Source organism: Pseudomonas sp. AM4(2022) (assembly GCF_036346515.1).
Classification (GTDB): domain Bacteria; phylum Pseudomonadota; class Gammaproteobacteria; order Pseudomonadales; family Pseudomonadaceae; genus Aquipseudomonas; species Aquipseudomonas paracarnis.
The window spans coordinates 253,590-272,125 of the sequence record NZ_JAOTNW010000009.1 but is presented as its reverse complement, the minus strand read 5'-3'; the positions used below and the strand labels follow the sequence as shown (position 1 = coordinate 272,125).

Genomic DNA, 18,536 nt, shown 5'->3' with positions numbered 1-18,536 from the left:
CGCGAAGGCGGCGTGTCAGTCACCACAGCTGTCACTGCACCACCGCTTTCGCAGGCAAGCCAGCTCCCACAGGGGTTATGTATCACCCAAAGAATCAGCGCCAGGCGCAACTCCCTGTGGGAGCGGGCTTGCTCGCGAAGGCGGCGTGTCAGTCAACACAGCTGTCACTGAACCACCGGTTTGACACTCGCCGTGCGCTGACCGAAGCTGTCCACTTTTAGCTGCCCAAGCTTTCGGACGCCTGCATGTCAAAGTCACGCCGTTACTCCATCATCGGCCTGTGCGCCCTGTTGCTGATCGTACTGATCACCTGGTTTTTCTCCCGCACCCCGGCAGTGGCCGTACCTCCAGCCATCGCCCATGGCTATTCCAAGGCCTTGAAGCAGGCGCATAACGGCGAGCCCGGCGCCGCACGTGTGTTGTACCAACAGTTGGGCCGGCCGGACCTGTCGCCCGAGCGCCGCGCCGCCTTGCATGCTGAGCTGCCCAATTACCCCAGCCCCCAGGCGCTGAAGCTAGCCGATAAAGACCTGGCCAATGAATCGGCGCTGGTGCGCGAGGCCGCGATTCACAGCATCGTTGGGCTGGTGCCCACTGGCCAACGTACCTTGCTGCTCGGCCCGGTGCTGGACGATCCCGAACAGCCGGTGCGCTTTGCCGCCGCCAACGCCTTGCTGGGCCTGTCCCCCGACACCCTGGGCCTGTACTTTGGCCCGCTGCAGCAGGTGCTCGACGAATTCGTTAAAACCCTGAAGGCTCAACCCGAAACCGCCGAAGGCTGGATTCAATTGGCGCGCCTGTACATCCACAGTGCCCTGCTGCCAGAGGCGCAAAACGCCCTGGAGCAGGCAATGCGCTTGCAGCCGGAGAACCTGCAAGCGGTGGTATCGCAAATCGAACTGCTGGACAAGCAAGGCAAGACCGACGAGTCGCGCCAACTGCTGGCCCGGCAACTGGCGGCGCATCCGGAGTCGGCCTACCTGCAACATGCCTTGGGCATGTGGCTGCTGCATCATGGCGAGCGCCCCTACGCCCTGCTCGGCCTGTCCAAGGCGGTGGAGCTTGCGCCGGACAACCCGGATTATCGCTACGACCTGGCCACGACCCTGCACGCCCAGGACGAAGTAGAGGCGGCCCAGCGCCAGTTGGAAGAAATCGTCCAGCGGCATCCCGCCAACCGCAAAGCCCGGGTGTTGCTGGTCAATTACTGGAAAGAGACCGGGCAGTTGCAGAATGTCCAGGTGCTGCTCGCCCAACTGGAGCAACAGAACCCGGATGATCCGGCGTTACAGCAGGGCCTGTAGGAGCGAGCTTGCTCGCGAAGATCGTTAACGATAACGCGAGCTGCCTGGCTCACAGCGGCGCCCTCCGGATCTTCGCGAGCAAGCTCGCTCCTACACGGCTGTAATTCTTACAAAACGTTGAACCGCTACGTGTCACTACGGTCAAGTGAATATGGCGCGTCCCAGTCGGCGCGCCCCTCTACTTGTACGTGACCTGAGGGCACTTCTTGAGTACATCCAAACAGCTGTTGAGTGAAAAGGCGGCCACCGGCATCGAAGGTCTTGATGACATTCTTGCCGGCGGGCTATCGCGTAGCCACGTGTTTTTGCTTGAGGGCGAACCCGGCACCGGTAAAACCACCGTGGCCCTGCACTTCCTGCAGGCCGGCGCGCAAAACGGCGAACGTTGCTTATATATCACCCTGTCCGAAACCGAGCGCGAATTGCGCCAGGGCGCCACATCCCATGGTTGGGATCTGGATGACCATATTCATATCTTTGAACTGACCCCACCGGAAAGCCTGCTCAACGCCGAACACCAGCAAAGCCTGCTGTACTCCTCCGACCTCGAGCTGGGCGAAGCCACCCGCCAGATCTTTGAAGTGGTGGAACGGGTCAAGCCAACCCGTGTGGTGGTCGACAGCCTGTCGGAGATCCGCCTGTTGGCGCAAAGCTCCTTGCGCTATCGCCGGCAGATCCTGGCGATCAAGCATTACTTCGTGCGCTATGACGCCACTGTATTACTGCTGGACGACCTCACCACCGAGTCCCTGGATAAGACCGTTCACAGCGTAGCCCACGGCGTGATTCGCCTGGAGGAACTGACCCCCGACTATGGCGCCGAGCGTCGTCGCATTCGGGTGGTGAAGTACCGTGGCCAGAAATACCGTGGCGGCTTCCACGACTTCACCATCATGGGCGACGGCATTCACGTATTCCCGCGCCTGGTGGCGGCCGAGCATCGCGGCGGTTACAACCGTCAAACCATGAGCAGCGGTATCGAGGAGTTGGATTCTCTGCTCGGCGGGGGGATCGAGACCGGCTCCAGCAGCCTGATTCTTGGCCCGGCCGGTACCGGCAAGTCTTTGATCTCGATGATCTTCGCTGCCGCCGCCGTGGCCCGAGGCGAAAAGGCTGCGCTGTTCATCTTCGATGAAGAACTGGGCCTGCTGTTCGAGCGCATGAAGAACATGGGCATCGACCTTGCCGCCTTACGGGACACCGGCAACCTGCTGATCGAACAGGTCGACGCCGCCGAACTCTCCCCCGGCGAATTTTCCCACCGGGTTCGCCGCTGCGTGGATGAGCGCGGTATCAAGACCGTGGTCATCGACAGTATCAACGGCTACCAGGCGGCCATGCCCGAAGAAAACGCGCTGATCCTGCATATGCATGAACTGCTGCTTTACCTCAACCGCCGTGGTGCGGCCACCTTCATGACGGTGGCCCAGCACGGCCTGGTCGGCGACATGCAGACGCCGGTCGACATCACCTACCTGGCCGACACCGTGATCCTGCTGCGTTATTTCGAGGCCCTGGGTAAAGTTCGCCGGGCGATTTCGATCATCAAGAAAAGAACCGGCTCCCATGAGTCGACCATTCGCGAATATCGCATCGGCAGCCACGGCATGACGGTGGGTGTTCCCCTGGATAACTTCCAGGGTGTGCTGCGCGGCATTCCGACCTATATGGGCGCCGGCTCCCCCCTGCTCAAGGATGAGGGCTAGTGCCGGCCCTTTCTCCCATCTCCGAGCGCGCCATCGTGCTGGCGCCCATGGGCCGCGATGGCTCATTGGCGCTGTTGATGCTTAACGAAGCCGGCTACAGCGGGATTGTCGCCAACAGTCTCGCCGCCCTGTGCGAAGAGCTGACGCAAGGCGCCGGCCTGCTCATCATTGCGGCTGAGGCATTGCGTGGCGTAGACCTGGAGCCGTTACTTGAGCTGTTGCATCAGCAGCCCGCCTGGTCCGACCTGCCGATCGTGCTGATGACTCAACATGGCGGCAAAGAGCAGAACGGCTCGACCCGGCTGAGCGGCTTGCTGGGCAACGTCACGTTTCTGGAGCGGCCATTCCACCCCATCACCCTGATCAGCCTGGTCAGCGCCGCATTGCGCGGTCGGCGGCGCCAGTATGAAGCGCGGGACCGCTTGATTGACTTGAGCGAGAGTGAGCTGCGGCTGCATCGCACTCTGGAAACCCTTGAGCAGCAAGTGGAAGAACGTACCGCCCAACTGCGTCACAACGAAGAGGCCTTGCGCCAGTCGCAGAAAATGGAAGCCGTCGGTCAGTTGACCGGCGGTATCGCCCATGATTTCAACAATATGCTCACCGGGATTATTGGCAGCCTGGAATTGCTGCGCCGGCGTGTGTCCCGGGGCAAACTGGATGACCTGGACAGCCTGATCGACCTGGGCGTGACCTCGGCCAACCGCGCGGCCAGCCTCACCCACCGCCTGTTGGCGTTTTCCCGCCGGCAGTCGCTTGATTCCAAGCCCGTGCAGATCAACCAGTTGGTCACGGCCATGGGGGAATTGTTGCAACGCAGCATCAACGAAAGCATCAGCCTGGACATGCGCCTGAGCGCCGCCTTGTGGACGGCCGAAGCCGACCCGAACCAGCTCGAAAGCGCCCTGCTCAACCTGGTGATCAACGCGCGCGACGCCATGCCTACAGGCGGCACACTGACCGTGGAGACCACTAATCGTCACCTCGACAGTGTCTTTACCGCCGCCTACGGCACCCTGACACCGGGCGACTACGTAGAGCTGAGTGTCAGCGACAACGGTTGCGGTATTGCGCAACACTTGATTGGCCGGGTGTTCGATCCGTTTTTCACCACCAAACCCATCGGCCAGGGTACGGGGCTGGGGCTGTCGATGATCTACGGCTTCGCTCGTCAGTCCCGTGGGCATGTGACCATCCACAGCGAAGTCAACAAAGGCACCACGGTCAGCTTGTTCCTCCCGCGTTTTATCGGTGAGCCCGAAGCCCAGGAGCCGCTCAACCCGACATTGCTGCCGTTTGCCAATGCAGGGGAAACGGTGTTGATCGTCGAAGATGACCCTGCGGTACGGGTGTTGGTCAGCGCCGTGCTCAAAGAGCTGGGTTATGGGTTCGTCGAAGCCGCAGACGCGAACACGGCGGTGCCGATCATTGAGTCCGAACAGCGTATTGATCTGATGATCAGCGATGTCGGGTTACCCGGTATGAATGGCCGGCAGTTGGCGGAAATCGGCAGACAAATTCGCCCTGAACTCAAGGTGTTATTCATTACAGGGTATGCCGAGCACGCGGCGGTGCGCGGTGGTTTTCTGGACCCGGGGATGCAGTTGATCACCAAGCCTTTCACCTTTGACTTACTCACAGCGAAGGTTCGGGAAATGATTCGGGCATAAATACGGCCTGTCTGTACAGTTGCGACGCTGTCCATGGCGTAACAAATTGTCGTTTATTTATAAGTAAGTGATGGAATCGACGCCGGTTTTTTTCCAACGAAAGGTTAACGCGCTTCGTACGAAAAAACATTTCAATCGGCATTGACCAGGAAATTCCATCAATGATGACAACCGCTTTCACTGCTCCTCAATCCCCTCCTGTAGGACTCCCCCCCTCGGAGGACATAGCCGTTGCGCCGCCAGCCCCAATAGCTCTCCCCCCCGCCCTTATAACAAGTACAGCGCCGCTGACAGAAGACACTCCAGCGGCCAACGCGGACAGCGAGTTGGCCGCGCTGTTTGCGCAAACGGTGAAAAAGCACATATCCAGCAATCAAGACCCACGCAAGGCAATCGTTGAAAATATCCCTGCGACGTCAACCTACGGAAAATGGCGAACTCATCTTCACGACATTCTCCAAAGCCCCGAGATGAAGCGTTGGGCAGCCGAGAAAAATATTGTGCTGTCAAAGCGAACCATGATCGATGTAAGTAACGGCACCCTCATCGTCCCGGGAGCGTTCGGCTTTGGAACCGTCGATTTAAGCGACTTTGCTGGCCGCGAGGTGCTCATGAACGCCGCTAAAACGCTAGCCCCCTATGGCGGCTTTATTTCGGTCGCTACAGAGAGCACGGCGAGCGTGTCAGAAGTCGCCAGGTTTCACGGTAAACCTATACCTATCAATGATTCCCTACCCCTGGCTGAGCAAACAGCGAGCATCACGGCGTACGCCGCAGGATTATTGCAGACATCCTTCACGTACGCAGAGGCGCTTAGTCCCTTCAAAGAGGACTTGAACCTTCAAAAATCGCAACTGGGTGAACTGGGCTCGCCTACATCGCTGCAAGAGTGGATGCTTGCGGCGCTTTCGCTCTCACTGGAACACGACCTGCACAGGTTTTCGCCCACCTCGGCGAGAACCACAGCCGCTGGATTCAACTTCGCCGATGCAGAGCTATCGGGCAAGAGCGCGTCCTTTATAAGAAACGCGATGGCTGACCACTTGATCAAGATGAAAAAAGCCACGCCTCGGACCGCGGCACTCGCCGTGGCTGTGCTGTTATCTCGAAAGGCGCCACATCTATTGGTCAAAGATATACCTGAGCAAGTGACGTTCGGCTCCCACACATGGGTGCGTTTCACTACGGCAGTGGCGCGACTTGAAGCCCAGGCGCCCGGTTCAACCAGCAAGATGACGTTTGCTCAGGTCATGAGCCAGGCTGACGAGATACCGCTCACTCAAGAAGAACGGCTCGTTGAGTACCGCGCCCAGAACGAGGCGCTGAAAGACTGGGGCGTCGCTCAGGGCATCATCGGCGCGAAGCACGACGATGCCTATACAGATGCGCAGATGGAGGAAGTACGCAACGCCTATAAAGAGCAAGTGACTGAGTTGAGCGCAGCCTCCACAGCCTTTGCAACCGAGATGCCAGAATTTCACAAGAAAGTCCTGGAAAAGCTGCAGTCGCTTTTGCCGCACTTATCCCTGGCAGATCTTCAAGAAAAATGCATAACACGCGACAGTGCCGGGTATGACTTTCCTGGGCCTTACTCGATATTGGATTTATTCCTTACTAACCGGCTCGGGCCTAGGGATTCACAATGGCGGTCAAGCAATAGCAACATAAGCCTGCCTGCTATTCGTGCCGGATTGAGCACGGAACGCTCGTTATTAGCAGATCTAAAGGCTGAATTTGAACGCGAATTTTCCGCTTACGTTGATAGCTATGAGGCGGCCATCACTGCGCAAACCAAGCACTTGATCGCCTCGTTGCCCATCGCTGACCGCAAGATGATTGAGTACGGGCAACTTACCGTTGCTCAACAATTTACCGTTCATCTCCCCCATACGACAGGGGTATTAACAAGCGTACCCAGGAATGAGTCGAAGATTTTTTTACGCAGCACCCTCGACGGAATAACACAGACTTATGAAATAGACTGGCAAAAAAATACCATCCTAAAACGGGATGATATGAACGATTTTAAAATCGGTCCTGTGCCCAGCAAGAGGGCCCCTATACCCAAAGGAATGAAACCTGGAGATTCCTTTGAACTCCTGGCGCCAGTGAGCCCTCCTGATGGGCATACAGAAAAATTACTCGACCAGACAAACGCCGCGCACCCTCCAAAAAGTTACTTTAGCGAGAGGACACGGTACATCGCGGGTGCCAAGTTGAAACTTGTCGACGCTCAGTCATATAAAAAGATGGCTCAAGGCATGACAACGTTCGAGACCGAAGAGTCTATCAACAAGAAAGTAGGCGAATTCTTCCTTAATCTTGTTCCACTTTACTCTGCCATCAATAATTTTTCGAAAGGTAATATCGGCGCCGGCATCGCTGACCTGGCGCTTGATGCCCTGGGTTTTTTTGTCGCCCTCGGCGCTGCCGCAAAAGGCGCCAAAGCACTGAAGATAGGAGCTTCCGCGTTTCGGCACGTCACGCGTGGGGCAAAAATCCTGTCGAGTGCCGTCGTCAGCTCGCTCAACCCACTGGACGGTGCAGGCGCGTTGCTGAAGACCCTGGGAACGGGCGGAAAACAACTTGCATCACTCGGCGCCAGAAAATTCGTCGAATGGGCCATGTCCGGGGCTGACAAATACGATGTGATAAAAAAGATCTTCAGCAACTTCGACGCCGGCGCGATAGGCACCGCCAAGATTAATGGAGAAATTGCAGAAGTCGCAGCGGTAACATGGAACGGCCGTTGGTATGCCTTGGACCCTGTCACCCTTAAACCTCATGGCCTGCCGCTAAAGGACTTCCTGCCCTCTCCCCGAATAGAAGTGGATGATTTCAAAAAATGGGCGACCGCCACTTCGGCTCCCGATGTGCGCACCATTAGCGATGATATCGTCAATACATGGCGTAAAACTGTTAATGATCACCGTGGAAAGGTGGATTTTGACAATGGTTATCGTATTGGAGACGCGAGCAGTGTTCCGGGCTTGTCCAAAGTTAATAAGCCGGCGGACCTCATGGCCCTCGTCAGTAACGGTAACCTCACTGCTGAGCAAGTGGGTATCATTGTCAGAAAGTACGATGACTATGCCTACGAGTTTGGTCGACGCGGCGCTGCGCGGTTCACGGACAATATAGAGCCGCGCTTCGGCACGGTGTTTCCTATTCCGCAAGCGTCTTATATTGGAATGACATCCCAACTGTCTGAAGGGCAATGCGCTGCCATCTCGCGCATCATGGCGACCGCAATGGAGCAAGGGAAGGACCTCACATTCATTAAAAATCTGTATACCGCTGCGGCGTTCCCCTCGGACCCCGCGTGCAGACGCTTCATCGAAAAGTTGAATAAGCTTCAGCAAGGAACTCAAACCAAAACCGCCTTCTATGCCGGAAAAACCTCGGAGCTACTGTCCGTAAAGGACATGGTAAAAAAGCTGGACGGTCTTACGCCCCCCAAATCCATCATGATTGACGCGCCGGGGCATGCAATGGCCGCCGGTGTTAAAATCGAAGATGGCAAAAAAGTCTTTTGGTTTAACGACCCTAATTATGGTCTGGCAAAATTCGAGAGCTCAGACTTGATGCACGCGGGCCTGGACAAACACTTTCGCGACAAAAAACTTGACGTATCCTATAAAACTCACGGTACTGATCGAAACACCTTAGAGTTCAATGTGTTTGAACACGACGACGAGTGGCGAAAAAAAAATAGCATATTCGATTCCGAGTTCGTCGAGCTGTATGACACCCCCTTGATCCCCTCCGGCCAGCCACGTGCCCTTTCCAGCCGAGAGCTGCAATTGAATTGGGAGAAACTGCACGCAAACCCAGACAATCAAGGGCTGATCTGTTACGAGGCATCCATGCGCGTGGGGGAAGCTGAAAAAAACCTTTCGCCTGAAGTATACGATGCCGTCAAAGCTGCCACAGGCCGCGGCGGTGGCACCAACTACACGGCCCGTTATCTCGAACTCATGGGCATCAAGCCCGACGGCATAAAAAAAACCTTCAACCCCGCCGAGATTACCGAGTCCGGCTTTCTCAATTTCAAGTATGCCAATGAAGGGGGGGACTTTGCCCACACTGTCTATATACAAAAAACCAACAACAATGAGTTGATCCTTTTCAATACCAATAGCCCGGACCTGGACTTGGCAATGCTCAAAAGTGGCCATCCTCTTAAGCAAAGCGGCGGAATGACGGTCTACACAATCAGCGGTGGCGACCACAAAGGTCTTCAAGATTTTATCGATGGACTTGGCGGAAAAGTCGGTTGGGAGTATGCGTACACGCCAGCCAGCCAGCTAAACGCAAATGTTCAGAAGGCAAAACGCTAAGTCTCTGAAGTACGCGGCGCCCTGATTGGGCGCCGCACTCCTCATGCGAGCAGACGCTGGATATGCTCTTGCAGCGTATCCAGATCAAACGGCTTGGCCAAAATCGGCGCATTGCGCGTGATCGGGCTGTGGCAGTCCAGAATCTCCTGCGGGTAACCGCTGATAAAGATCACTTTCAGCTCCGGACGCAATTTGATTGCAGGCTCGGCAATCTGCACGCCGGAGATCCCACCCGGCAGGCGGTAATCGGTGACCATCAGGTCCAGGTGCGGTTTGGTCGCAAGGATTTCGAAGGCCTGCTCCCCGTCGACCGCCTTCAAAACCCGGTAACCCAAGCCTGCCAGGTACTCACCCAGCACAAACATAATGGATTCGTCATCCTCGACGATCAGTACGACATCTTGTGCATCTTCACTCATGGGAAGCCTTTGTCCGGTCAATTGCTGCAGTTACGACCATGGGGTCACGCAGAGGTTGCGTTGAAGTGACGATTGATTTCACTCGGCCGCCTCTAGGGGCAGGCACACGCGAAACAGGGCGCCCTCGCCTATTTGGCTCTCGACCTCAATGGTGCCGCCATGGGCTGCCACGATCTGCTCGGAAATAAACAAGCCCAGGCCCAGGCCGGCTGCGGAATGGTTGGCAGATACCCGCTCGAACTGCTGGAAAATACGCTTCTGGTTCTCCTCGCTGATACCAATGCCGTGGTCGCGCACTTCTACCCGCGCTTCGCCATGCTCGGTATACACCCGCACCTGCACCGGACTCTTGGCCCCGTAGCGCAGTGCGTTGGTCAGCAGGTTGGTGATCACCTGTTCAATACGGAATTCATCCCAACAGCCTTCCACCGGGCTTTCGGCCTGCAACTGCATGGACGACTCGGCGGCTGCCACTTGCGGCGCGAAGTTATCGACCAGGTTGCGTACCAGTTGTGCCAGGTCGATGCGCGCCGGGCGAATCGACAGCTTGCCCGTGCGGATACGCGACACGTCGAGCATGTCTTCGATCAAACGAATCAGGCTCTGGATCTGCCGCTCATCGCGGTCAACCATGGCGTGCATCTTGTCCAGAGTAAACGCCGCGGCGTTGTCCCGGGCCAGGTGCATCTTACGCAGTTGGGTCTCCAGGATCAGCCCGTTGAGGGGCGTACGCACTTCGTGGGCGACAATCGACATGAAGTCGTCACGCATGCGCACCGCCTGTTCCAGCTCGGCCTGGGTGGCCTGCAGGCGCGTGAGCAACAGTTCCTGCTCGCGGCGGCTGCGCTCCAGTTCCTCGACTTGCAGCTTCATCGCCTTGCTTTGGCGATACAGGTCGACGAACACGTTGACCTTGCTCTTGACCGCATGGATATCCAGCGGCTTGTGCAGGAAGTCCACCGCGCCGCTTTCATAGCCCTTGAAGGCGTAGTTGAGTTCGCGGCCAGCGGCGCTGACAAACACGATGGGGATGTTCTTGGTCTTTTCGGTGCCGCGCATCAGTTCGGCCAGTTCGAAACCGTTCATGCCAGGCATCTGCACGTCGAGGATCGCCATGGCGAATTCATGTTCCAGCAACAGGGACAACGCCTCGTCGGCACTCAGTGCCTTGAAGACCTGGCGATCCTCACGCTTGATCAGCGCCTCGAGGGCCAGCAGGTTTTCCGGCAGATCGTCGACGATCAGCAGTTTGGCCTGGACAGTACTTAACATGGGAAAGGTTCCAGGGAAGCCAGCAATGAGCCGATTCGGCTCAAGGAAAGAATATGGTCAGGTGTGTGCAAGGCCAGGGCCGCCAGGGGCATGACGGCAATGCGTGCCTCTTGTGGGTCCTGCACGATGGTAGTGCCACCCGATTGCTTGACGTGGGCCAGCCCGCTTGCGCCGTCCTGGTTGGCGCCGGTCAACAAAATGGCGAGCAGGCGGCGCCCATACACATCGGCCGCCGAGGAAAACAGGTAGTCGATGGCCGGCCGGGAATGGTGCACTCGGTCTTCCTGGCTCAGGGACAGGCTGCGGTCCTGCTCTACCGACAGATGATAACCGGGCCCGGCAAAATACAAGGTGCCCGCCTCCAGCGCTTCTTTGTCCCGAGCTTCCTTGACCGGGATGTTCAGGCGCCGCGCAAAGACATCCGCCAGTTGGCTGCGGCGCTCATCTGGCAGGTGCAGCACGGCAATGATCGGCAGGCCGAAGCTGCTCGGCAGTTGGCCAAAAATACTCAGCAACGCCTCGACGCCGCCGGCGGAAGCGCCGACGACGATGGCTTCGATCCCACGAATCGGGGTGTCTGGCACGTCGGTCATGATTTTCGGTAGATCCGTTCCTGCTTGACCAAGGGCTCGAATTGCTTGCTATAGGCGGAAAAATCCAGGGTTTCTTTGCTGCCCAGCACCAAAAAGCCGCGATGACACAGCGACTCATGAAACAAGCCAAACGCTCGATCTTGCAACTTCTTATTGAAATAAATCAATACGTTACGGCATGAAATTAATTGAGTTTCTGAGAACACGCTATCGGTCGCCAGGCTGTGATCGGCAAAGGTCACGTTCTCGCGCAATGTCTTGTCGAAGATCGCGTAATCGTAAGCCGCTGTGTAGTAGTCGGCAAATGAACGTTGCCCGCCGGCCTGCTGATAATTGGCGGTGTAGGCGCGCACGTTCTCCAGCGAGAAGATGCCTTGCTTGGCTTTTTCCAGCGACGCCGGGTTGATGTCTGTGGCGTAGATGATGGTGCGTTCCAGCAGGCCCTCTTCACGTAACAAGATGGCCATCGAATACACCTCCTCCCCTGTGCTGCAACCGGCGATCCAGATCTTGATCGACGGGTAGGTCTTGAGCAACGGCACGACTTCCTGGCGAATCGCCAGGAAGTGCGACGGGTCGCGAAACATCTCGCTCACCGGGATGGTCAAGAATTGCAGCAACTGCATAAAGGCCGACGGGTCGTGCAATACGCGCTCTTGCAGTGCAGAAATGGTCGCGCAGTCGAACTGACGCAAGGCATGGGCCACACGGCGTTTGACCGACGCACCCGAATAGTCGCGAAAGTCATAGCTGTACTTGAGGTAAATCGCCTCGATCAACAGGCGCAGCTCAATATCGCTGCTCTTATCCAAGAAACACTGCTCCACTTAAATGCGTTCCATCTTCGGTAGCCATACGCGAATCAGTGAGAACAGGCGGTCCAGGTCAATCGGCTTGGCCAGGTAATCGTTTGAGCCTGCTGCCAGGCAACGTTCCTGATCGTCCTTCATGGCCTTGGCCGTCACGGCAATGATTGGCAGTTTTTTCCAGCGTGGGTCCTGGCGGATCAAGGCGGTGGCCTCGTAACCGTCCATCTCCGGCATCATCACGTCCATCAGCACCAAGTCGATATCTTCGACTTCATTGAGTTTATCGATGGCCTCCTGGCCGTTACGCCCGATCACCACCACAGCACCTTTGTGCTCCAGGGCGCTGGTCAGGGCGAAGATATTGCGCACGTCGTCGTCCACCAGCAGGATTTTGCGCCCCTCGAACACCTTGTCGCGGCTGCGGGCGGTCTTGAGCATCTTCTGGCGGTCATGGGACAACTGCGATTCGACTTTGTGCAGAAACAACGTGACTTCGTCCAACAAGCGCTCCGGGGAGCGCGCGCCCTTGATGATGATCGAACGCGAATACTTGCGCAGCTCCGCTTCTTCATCACGGGTCAGGTTGCGTCCGGTGTAGACGATCACCGGTGGGAACGAACAGATATCCTCGGTGGCCATGCGTTTGAGCAGCTCGTTGCCGAGCATATCCGGCAGCTTGAGGTCGATGATCATGCAGTCGTAGATGGTGGTGCGCAACAGGTCGAGGGCCTCCTGGGCGAAGCCTACGGCAGTGATCTCGATGTCATCGTCGCCGATCAGGCGGGCAATGCTGTCGCGCTGCAGGTCATCGTCTTCCACCAGCAGGATGCGTTTGACCTTCTGGGTCAACTTGGCCTCCAGGCGCGCGAACACGTCCTTGAGTTCTTCGCGGGTGGTGGGCTTGACCGCATATCCGATGGCACCCATGTGCATGGCGGCTTCGACGCGGTCTTCCACAGAAATCACGTGCACCGGGATGTGGCGCGTGTTGGCGTGTTCCTTGAGGCGCTGCAGCACAGTCAGCCCGGAATGGTCTGGCAGGCGCATGTCCAGCAGGATCGCGTCCGGAATGTATTGCTCGGCGAGGCTGTAGCCCTCGTCGGCACCGTGGGCGACCAGGCAGTGGTAACCCAGCTCGTGGGCGAGGTCGAACAGGATTCGCGCAAAATTCGGCTCGTCTTCCACTACCAGGATGCAACGGGTGCTGAACGGCGCTTTTTCGCGGTCATCGGCAAAGCGTGGGATCAGCTTGGCGTCGGCTATCGGCAGCGGCGAAACCTTGACCGGCGCAGGCGTTGGTGCGACCACCACTTGACGCGGTGGCTCGATCGTCGCCGCGTCCTCGTCGCGCTCGACATACTGTTCAGGCAATACGAGCGTGAAAATGCTGCCCTTGCCCGGTTCGCTGGTCACACTGATATAGCCACCCAGCAAGGTGGCCAGGTCACGGGAAATCGACAAGCCCAAACCAGTACCGCCATAACGACGATTGGTGGTGCCGTCGGCCTGACGGAAGGCTTCGAAGATGCTTTCCTGTTGATCCGGGGCGATACCAATGCCGGAGTCGCGCACAGTAAAGGCAATGCCCTCCCCCGGCGCACGGGACACCGACAGGCTGACCTCACCCTGCTCGGTGAACTTGATGGCGTTGGACAACAGGTTCTTGAGGATCTGCTCCAGGCGCTGGCGATCCGTAAACAGCAGGGTTGGCGAGCCTTGCTGCACGTCCACGTGGAAGCCCAGCTTGCGGTCCATTGCCAGCGGCTCGAACATGCCGCGCAGGCCGTCCACCAGGCGCTCGACGCTGGCATTTTCCGGGCGCACTTCCAGCTTGCCGGCCTCGACCTTGGAAATATCCAGGATGTCGTTGATCAGGTTGAGCAAGTCGTTGCCGGCCGAATAGATCGACTCGGCAAACTTGACCTGTTCGGCACTGAGGTTTTCCTGAGGGTTATCAGCCAGCAGCTTGGCCAGGATCAGCGAACTGTTGAGCGGCGTGCGCAGCTCATGGGACATGTTGGCAAGGAATTCGGATTTGTACTTGCTGGAGCGCTGCAACTCATCGGCGCGGTCTTCCAGCTCAAGCTGGGCCTGGTTCAGCTCGATGTTCTTGCGGTCCATGGCGTCGCGCTGTTCGGCCAGGGTCTGGGTCTGTTCGGCCAGTTGCTCGTTGGTCTGCTCCAGCTCAGCCTGTTGGGTTTCCAGGTGGGCCTGGGACTCCTTGAGGATGCGCGACTGTTCTTCCAGCTCTTCGTTGGCGGTCTTGAGTTCTTCCTGCTGCACTTGCAGCTCTTCGTTGAGCTGCTGGGTTTCGGCCAGCACTTCCTGCAAGCGCTGGCGATAGCGGGCTGCTTCTATGGAGGTGCCGATATTGCCGGCAATCAGCTCCAGCAATTCGATATCGCGCTCATCCAGTGGGCGCAGGAAACCCAGCTCAACTACGCCGTTGACGCGGTCATCATCGCTGGTCGGCATCACCAGGATGCTGCGAGTGGCCCCTTCGCCAAGACCGGAACTGACCTTGAAGTAGTCCACCGGCACATCATCCAGGCGAATCAGGCGATCAAGCTGAGCGGCCTGCCCGACGATGCCTTCGTCGCTGTAGATCGACTGTTCCTGCTGTTCCTGCTCGCGAGAGAAACCATACGTGGCCACGCGCTTGAGGCCGCCGTGCTCTTCGCGCACATACAGTGCAGCGACGGCCGAGCCCATGTACTGGGCGAAGAACTGCAGGATATTGCGCCCCAGCATGTTCAGGGTCAGTTGGCCGAGCACTTGCTCGGCCAGCTCGGTCTGGCCATTGCGCAGCCAGGCGGTTTGCTCCAGGCGCCGCGCAATCTTCTGTTGCGACGCGAGGTTTGCACTGTAACTCTTTGAAAGTGAAATTAAATTCTTCCTGCCAATGTAGGCCAGAAAACCACTCAACCCCAGTACAAACACCAGGTACAGCGTGACACTGATCACCGTCGTGCGGGTGACCTCTGCGTTACGGGTGATACGGAACTGCTGTTCCATCGCCACCGCGTCTTCGTATTCCTTGCGAATCTCATCGGTGAGCCGCTTGCCCCGGCCCGCCTTGACCGCACCACGGTAATCACCGCTGTTGCGCTGCAGCTCAATCATCGACTGCGCGTAGTTGTTCCATTCGGTCTGCAAGGTTTCCAAGCGCTTGAGCCGGTCAACCTGCTGCGGATTGTCGGCTACCAGGTCCTGCAGATTGCGCAGGTCGGCAATGATCCGCGGCTTGGCCACTTCATAAGGGTCAAGGAAATGCTCGTCGCCGGTGATCAGGAAGCCGCGCATACCTGTTTCCAGGTCAACCGTCAGTTTGGACGTCTCATTGAGGTTGTTAATGACGCGGTCGGTGTGCTCCACCCACTGGATCACCGAGAGCAAATAGGTAATCAGGCAGACGAAAAACACCGCGCTGAGCACGCCCACGCCCAAGGGCAGGGCCACGTTTCGGCTCAGCAGGGTACGAAAGCTTTTTTCATCGACGGACGACGCGGGTGTCATGGGCATTGCCTTGGCCAAATGCGGGAAAACCGCAAGTTTGCCCGAATAACATGGCTCAACGCTATGTTTGTGCGTTGATTGGCAGCGATGCGCTCAAGCGAATGGCGACGGTACCTTTGTAAGTCAACACGCAAGCTGACGGGACTTTTTGCGTCGCTAAGGTCACAATGCCAGCCATTGCTTTGGAACTTGCTGGCATTGTTATCACTCACAATCTAGTTGCCTTTAAGCCCAGCGCTCTCACTGTTCAGGAAAGTTCACTATGTCCCACGCCTCCACCATCCTTGTAGTCGAAGACGACGCCATTGTGCGCATGCTGATCGTCGATGTCCTCGAAGAGTTGGAGTTCACGGTGCTCGAAGCCGCGGATGCTGGGGAAGCACTGGCGAAGGTGCAAGATACCAACCAGGTCATCGACCTGATGATGACCGACGTTGGCCTGCCCGATATGGACGGCAAACAACTGGCAATCAAAGCCCGCGAACTGCGCGCCACCCTGCCGATTCTGTTTGCCAGCGGCTATGCCGAAAATATCGATGTGCCCGCCGGCATGCAGGTGATTGGCAAGCCGTTCTCGATCGATCAATTGCGTGACAAAGTCAAATCCATGCTCTAACGCCCCTTCCCTACCGTCCTTTGCAGAGATTAACGTGACGTCCGGCCAATAAAACAGGAAACTCAGCGCCTTCACGCCACGCTCTCAGATAGCACTCAGGAAGGACGCAACAACATGATTGGAAAACCGACGCGCCTGCTGTTGGCGAGCCTCTCGATACTCATGAGCTCCGGCGCCTGGGCTGACTTCACCGCAAGCCCCAGCGAAGCCCGGGCCATCGCCAAGGAAGCCTACCTGTACGGCTTCCCGGTGGTGCAGATGTACAAGACGCTCTACACCCAGGCCGTTGACAAAGGCGGCGCCCACTTCAAGGCGCCGTTCAATCGTATCGACAACAGCGCCCAGGTGCTGACCCCCAAGGACAACGCAGTTACCACCCCGAACGTCGACACGCCTTACTCATTCGTGTGGATGGACCTGCGCAAAGAACCTCTGGTGTTGACCCTGCCCAAGATTGAAGACAACCGCTATTACTCGGTGCAGTTGATCGACCTCTATACGCAGAATTTCGCCTACCTGGGCACCCGCAGCACCGGCAATAACGGTGGCCACTACATGATCGCCGGGCCTGACTGGAAAGGTCAGCAGCCGGTGGACATCGACCGTGTGGTCTACAGCGAAAGCAACATCGCCTACGCGCTTTATCGCACGCAGCTGTTTGATGACAAGGACCTGGGCAAGGTCAAGCAGATCCAGAGCGGCTACAAAGTGCAGCCGCTGAGCAGCTATGTGAAGCAACCTGCCCCGACCAAGGTACCGAAGGTCCAGTGGCCCAAGCCGATGGCAACCATGACCGAAGGCCCGCAACTGTTTCGTTACCTGAATTTCATGCTGGCCTTCGCCGCGCCCCAGGACAGCGAAAAAGACCTGCTGGCGCGCTTTGCCAGAATCGGTATTGCCCCAGGCGCACCGTTCAAGGTCAACCAGTTGACCGCCGAGCAGCGCAAGGCCCTGGAAGACGGCATCGCCGATGGTCGTGCTGAATTCGCGGCGTTCAAGAAGGCCAAGGTGGATACCCACCAAGTAACCGGCGCAGACCTGTACGGCAGCCGCGACCACCTGCAAAACAACTACCTGTACCGCTACGCCGGTGCCGAGTTGGGGATGTTCGGCAACTCCAGTGATGAAGCCGTGCACTTGAGCTACGTCATCGACAGCGAGGGCAAGCCGGCCAATGGAGCGCGCCACAGCTACACCGTGCATTTTGCCAAGGACCAACTGCCGCCGGCCGATGGGTTCTGGTCGCTGACAATGTACGACGCCAAGACCAAATTACTGGTGCCCAACCACAAGAAGCGCTACCTGATCAACTCGCAGATGTTGCCCAGCCTCAAGCTCGACGCGGAGGGTGGCTTGACCCTGGCATTGCAACACCACGAGCCGCCCAAGGCTGAGCAGAGCAACTGGTTGCCTGCCCCGCCCGGCCCGTTCTACGCGGTCTTGCGCATTTACCTGCCCAAGCCTGAAGTCGCTAGCGGCCAGTGGAAGCTACCCGCGTTGACGCCGCTTAAATAATCTTTGCGAATAAAAAAGCGCGGCGGGTGATGACCCGCCGCGCTTTTTTTTGACTCAGTGTTTTTTCAGTTTCACGTAGGACTGGTGCAGGTCCGACGCCCAACCGTCTATGACGTTTTTCACATCGTCGGCTTTCATTACTTGGGAGTCATTAGCCAGCGGCTTGCCGGTGCCTTTTCGCACCACTTGGGCCAGCACTTTATGAGTGGCGCCGTCGAGAAACTGCGCCTCCGTACCCAGGGTGGTTTCCTGGTCGCGAATGCCGGTGCCCGTACTCACTGCCGCGGCCACCAGGGCGACGGGAATAAACTCATAAGGCTTGAGGCTCTCGGTCTTGCTGCTCACGGCGGTAATCGCCGCCCTTACCACGATCACCCCTGGGCCTGGGGCGTGGGCCACGGGCAGCGACTGAGCCAGCTCGCGCTTGAGCGCCTGGTTGTAATAGTCATTGATGCCCCGCAACGTGCTCTCGGGAATCCGGGAAGTGGCCTGGGGCTTGGGGTAAAACTGGGTGGGCTCGATGTACACCGCCGTGTAACGGCTCAGGTCCAGCTGTGGATCAACCCAGCGCATCACCTCGGCCCCCGAGGGTGACTTGGCCTCCTTGAGCTGGCTGTAGTTGGAAAGAAACCCTGAATACTCATTCGGTTGCACCACCTTGCTCGCGCAACCGGCCAAACCGAACGAGGCAACGCACAGTGTGCCGATCATTAGCCTTAGCTTCATTAGTGAACTCCTTGGCGACCATCATCGTAAGAACGAGTGGTAGGTATAGC

The 18,536-nt window shown here is 57.7% G+C and carries 12 protein-coding genes; 6 read left to right on the top strand and 6 right to left on the bottom strand.

The window, feature by feature from the left end; translation table 11 throughout:
* Positions 1 to 245: 245 nt before the first annotated feature.
* The 4 genes from ODQ19_RS15200 (at position 246) to ODQ19_RS15180 (ending at position 9,020) form a co-directional block, all read left to right on the top strand.
* Positions 246 to 1,304, top strand: coding sequence for a tetratricopeptide repeat protein (locus ODQ19_RS15200; RefSeq protein ID WP_116667527.1), 1,059 nt, complete (start codon positions 246 to 248; stop codon positions 1,302 to 1,304).
* Between the two features lie 206 nt (positions 1,305 to 1,510).
* Entirely contained in the window at positions 1,511 to 3,010 is a 1,500-nt protein-coding gene (locus tag ODQ19_RS15190; protein ID WP_330210515.1) for an ATPase domain-containing protein, read from the top strand.
* On the top strand, positions 3,010 to 4,680 hold the full coding sequence (locus tag ODQ19_RS15185) for an ATP-binding protein (protein WP_330210514.1): 1,671 nt from the start codon (positions 3,010 to 3,012) through the stop codon (positions 4,678 to 4,680). The genes ODQ19_RS15190 and ODQ19_RS15185 overlap by 1 nt, the downstream gene beginning before the upstream one ends.
* A gap of 161 nt (positions 4,681 to 4,841) precedes the next feature.
* Positions 4,842 to 9,020, top strand: a complete 4,179-nt coding sequence (locus ODQ19_RS15180; protein ID WP_330210513.1) for a hypothetical protein — start codon at positions 4,842 to 4,844, stop codon at positions 9,018 to 9,020.
* Between the two features lie 41 nt (positions 9,021 to 9,061).
* Here ODQ19_RS15180 and ODQ19_RS15175 read toward each other — a convergent pair whose 3' ends face one another.
* From ODQ19_RS15175 to ODQ19_RS15155, 5 genes are all read right to left on the bottom strand, one after another.
* Positions 9,062 to 9,439 (bottom strand): response regulator, encoded by a 378-nt coding sequence (locus ODQ19_RS15175; RefSeq protein ID WP_034135014.1) that lies wholly within the window; start codon positions 9,437 to 9,439, stop codon positions 9,062 to 9,064.
* A gap of 78 nt (positions 9,440 to 9,517) precedes the next feature.
* Positions 9,518 to 10,711 carry a hybrid sensor histidine kinase/response regulator gene (locus ODQ19_RS15170; RefSeq protein WP_330210512.1) on the bottom strand — a complete coding sequence of 398 codons (1,194 nt, stop codon included), beginning with the start codon at positions 10,709 to 10,711 and terminating at the stop codon, positions 9,518 to 9,520.
* A complete protein-coding gene (locus ODQ19_RS15165; RefSeq protein ID WP_116668406.1) occupies positions 10,705 to 11,304 on the bottom strand; it encodes a chemotaxis protein CheB in 600 nt (199 codons plus the stop codon). Before ODQ19_RS15165 ends, ODQ19_RS15170 begins: the two co-directional genes overlap by 7 nt.
* Complete coding sequence (locus tag ODQ19_RS15160) at positions 11,301 to 12,131, bottom strand: CheR family methyltransferase (protein WP_178088130.1); 831 nt, start codon at positions 12,129 to 12,131, stop codon at positions 11,301 to 11,303. The genes ODQ19_RS15165 and ODQ19_RS15160 overlap by 4 nt, the downstream gene beginning before the upstream one ends.
* Positions 12,132 to 15,629, bottom strand: coding sequence for a response regulator (locus ODQ19_RS15155; protein ID WP_330210511.1), 3,498 nt, complete (start codon positions 15,627 to 15,629; stop codon positions 12,132 to 12,134). It lies immediately after the preceding gene.
* A gap of 262 nt (positions 15,630 to 15,891) precedes the next feature.
* On the opposite strand from ODQ19_RS15155, the gene ODQ19_RS15150 reads away from it, so the two are divergent.
* Both ODQ19_RS15150 and ODQ19_RS15145 read left to right on the top strand, forming a co-directional pair.
* On the top strand, positions 15,892 to 16,245 hold the full coding sequence (locus ODQ19_RS15150) for a response regulator (RefSeq protein ID WP_330210510.1): 354 nt from the start codon (positions 15,892 to 15,894) through the stop codon (positions 16,243 to 16,245).
* A 114-nt stretch (positions 16,246 to 16,359) separates the two neighbouring features.
* Positions 16,360 to 17,760, top strand: coding sequence for a DUF1254 domain-containing protein (locus tag ODQ19_RS15145; RefSeq protein ID WP_116668402.1), 1,401 nt, complete (start codon positions 16,360 to 16,362; stop codon positions 17,758 to 17,760).
* A 54-nt stretch (positions 17,761 to 17,814) separates the two neighbouring features.
* On the opposite strand, the gene ODQ19_RS15140 is transcribed toward ODQ19_RS15145, so the two are convergent.
* Complete coding sequence (locus tag ODQ19_RS15140; RefSeq protein ID WP_330210509.1) at positions 17,815 to 18,486, bottom strand: DUF3313 domain-containing protein; 672 nt, start codon at positions 18,484 to 18,486, stop codon at positions 17,815 to 17,817.
* Positions 18,487 to 18,536: the final 50 nt, after the last annotated feature.

Coding starts and splice junctions, on each gene's coding strand:
- ODQ19_RS15200 (WP_116667527.1), top strand. CDS start 246: ATGTCAAAGTCACGCCGTTACTCCATCATCGGCCTGTGCGCCCTGTTG.
- ODQ19_RS15180 (WP_330210513.1), top strand. CDS start 4,842: ATGATGACAACCGCTTTCACTGCTCCTCAATCCCCTCCTGTAGGACTC.
- ODQ19_RS15175 (WP_034135014.1), bottom strand. CDS start 9,439: ATGAGTGAAGATGCACAAGATGTCGTACTGATCGTCGAGGATGACGAA.
- ODQ19_RS15170 (WP_330210512.1), bottom strand. CDS start 10,711: ATGTTAAGTACTGTCCAGGCCAAACTGCTGATCGTCGACGATCTGCCG.
- ODQ19_RS15165 (WP_116668406.1), bottom strand. CDS start 11,304: ATGACCGACGTGCCAGACACCCCGATTCGTGGGATCGAAGCCATCGTC.
- ODQ19_RS15155 (WP_330210511.1), bottom strand. CDS start 15,629: ATGACACCCGCGTCGTCCGTCGATGAAAAAAGCTTTCGTACCCTGCTG.
- ODQ19_RS15150 (WP_330210510.1), top strand. CDS start 15,892: ATGTCCCACGCCTCCACCATCCTTGTAGTCGAAGACGACGCCATTGTG.
- ODQ19_RS15145 (WP_116668402.1), top strand. CDS start 16,360: ATGATTGGAAAACCGACGCGCCTGCTGTTGGCGAGCCTCTCGATACTC.
- ODQ19_RS15140 (WP_330210509.1), bottom strand. CDS start 18,486: ATGAAGCTAAGGCTAATGATCGGCACACTGTGCGTTGCCTCGTTCGGT.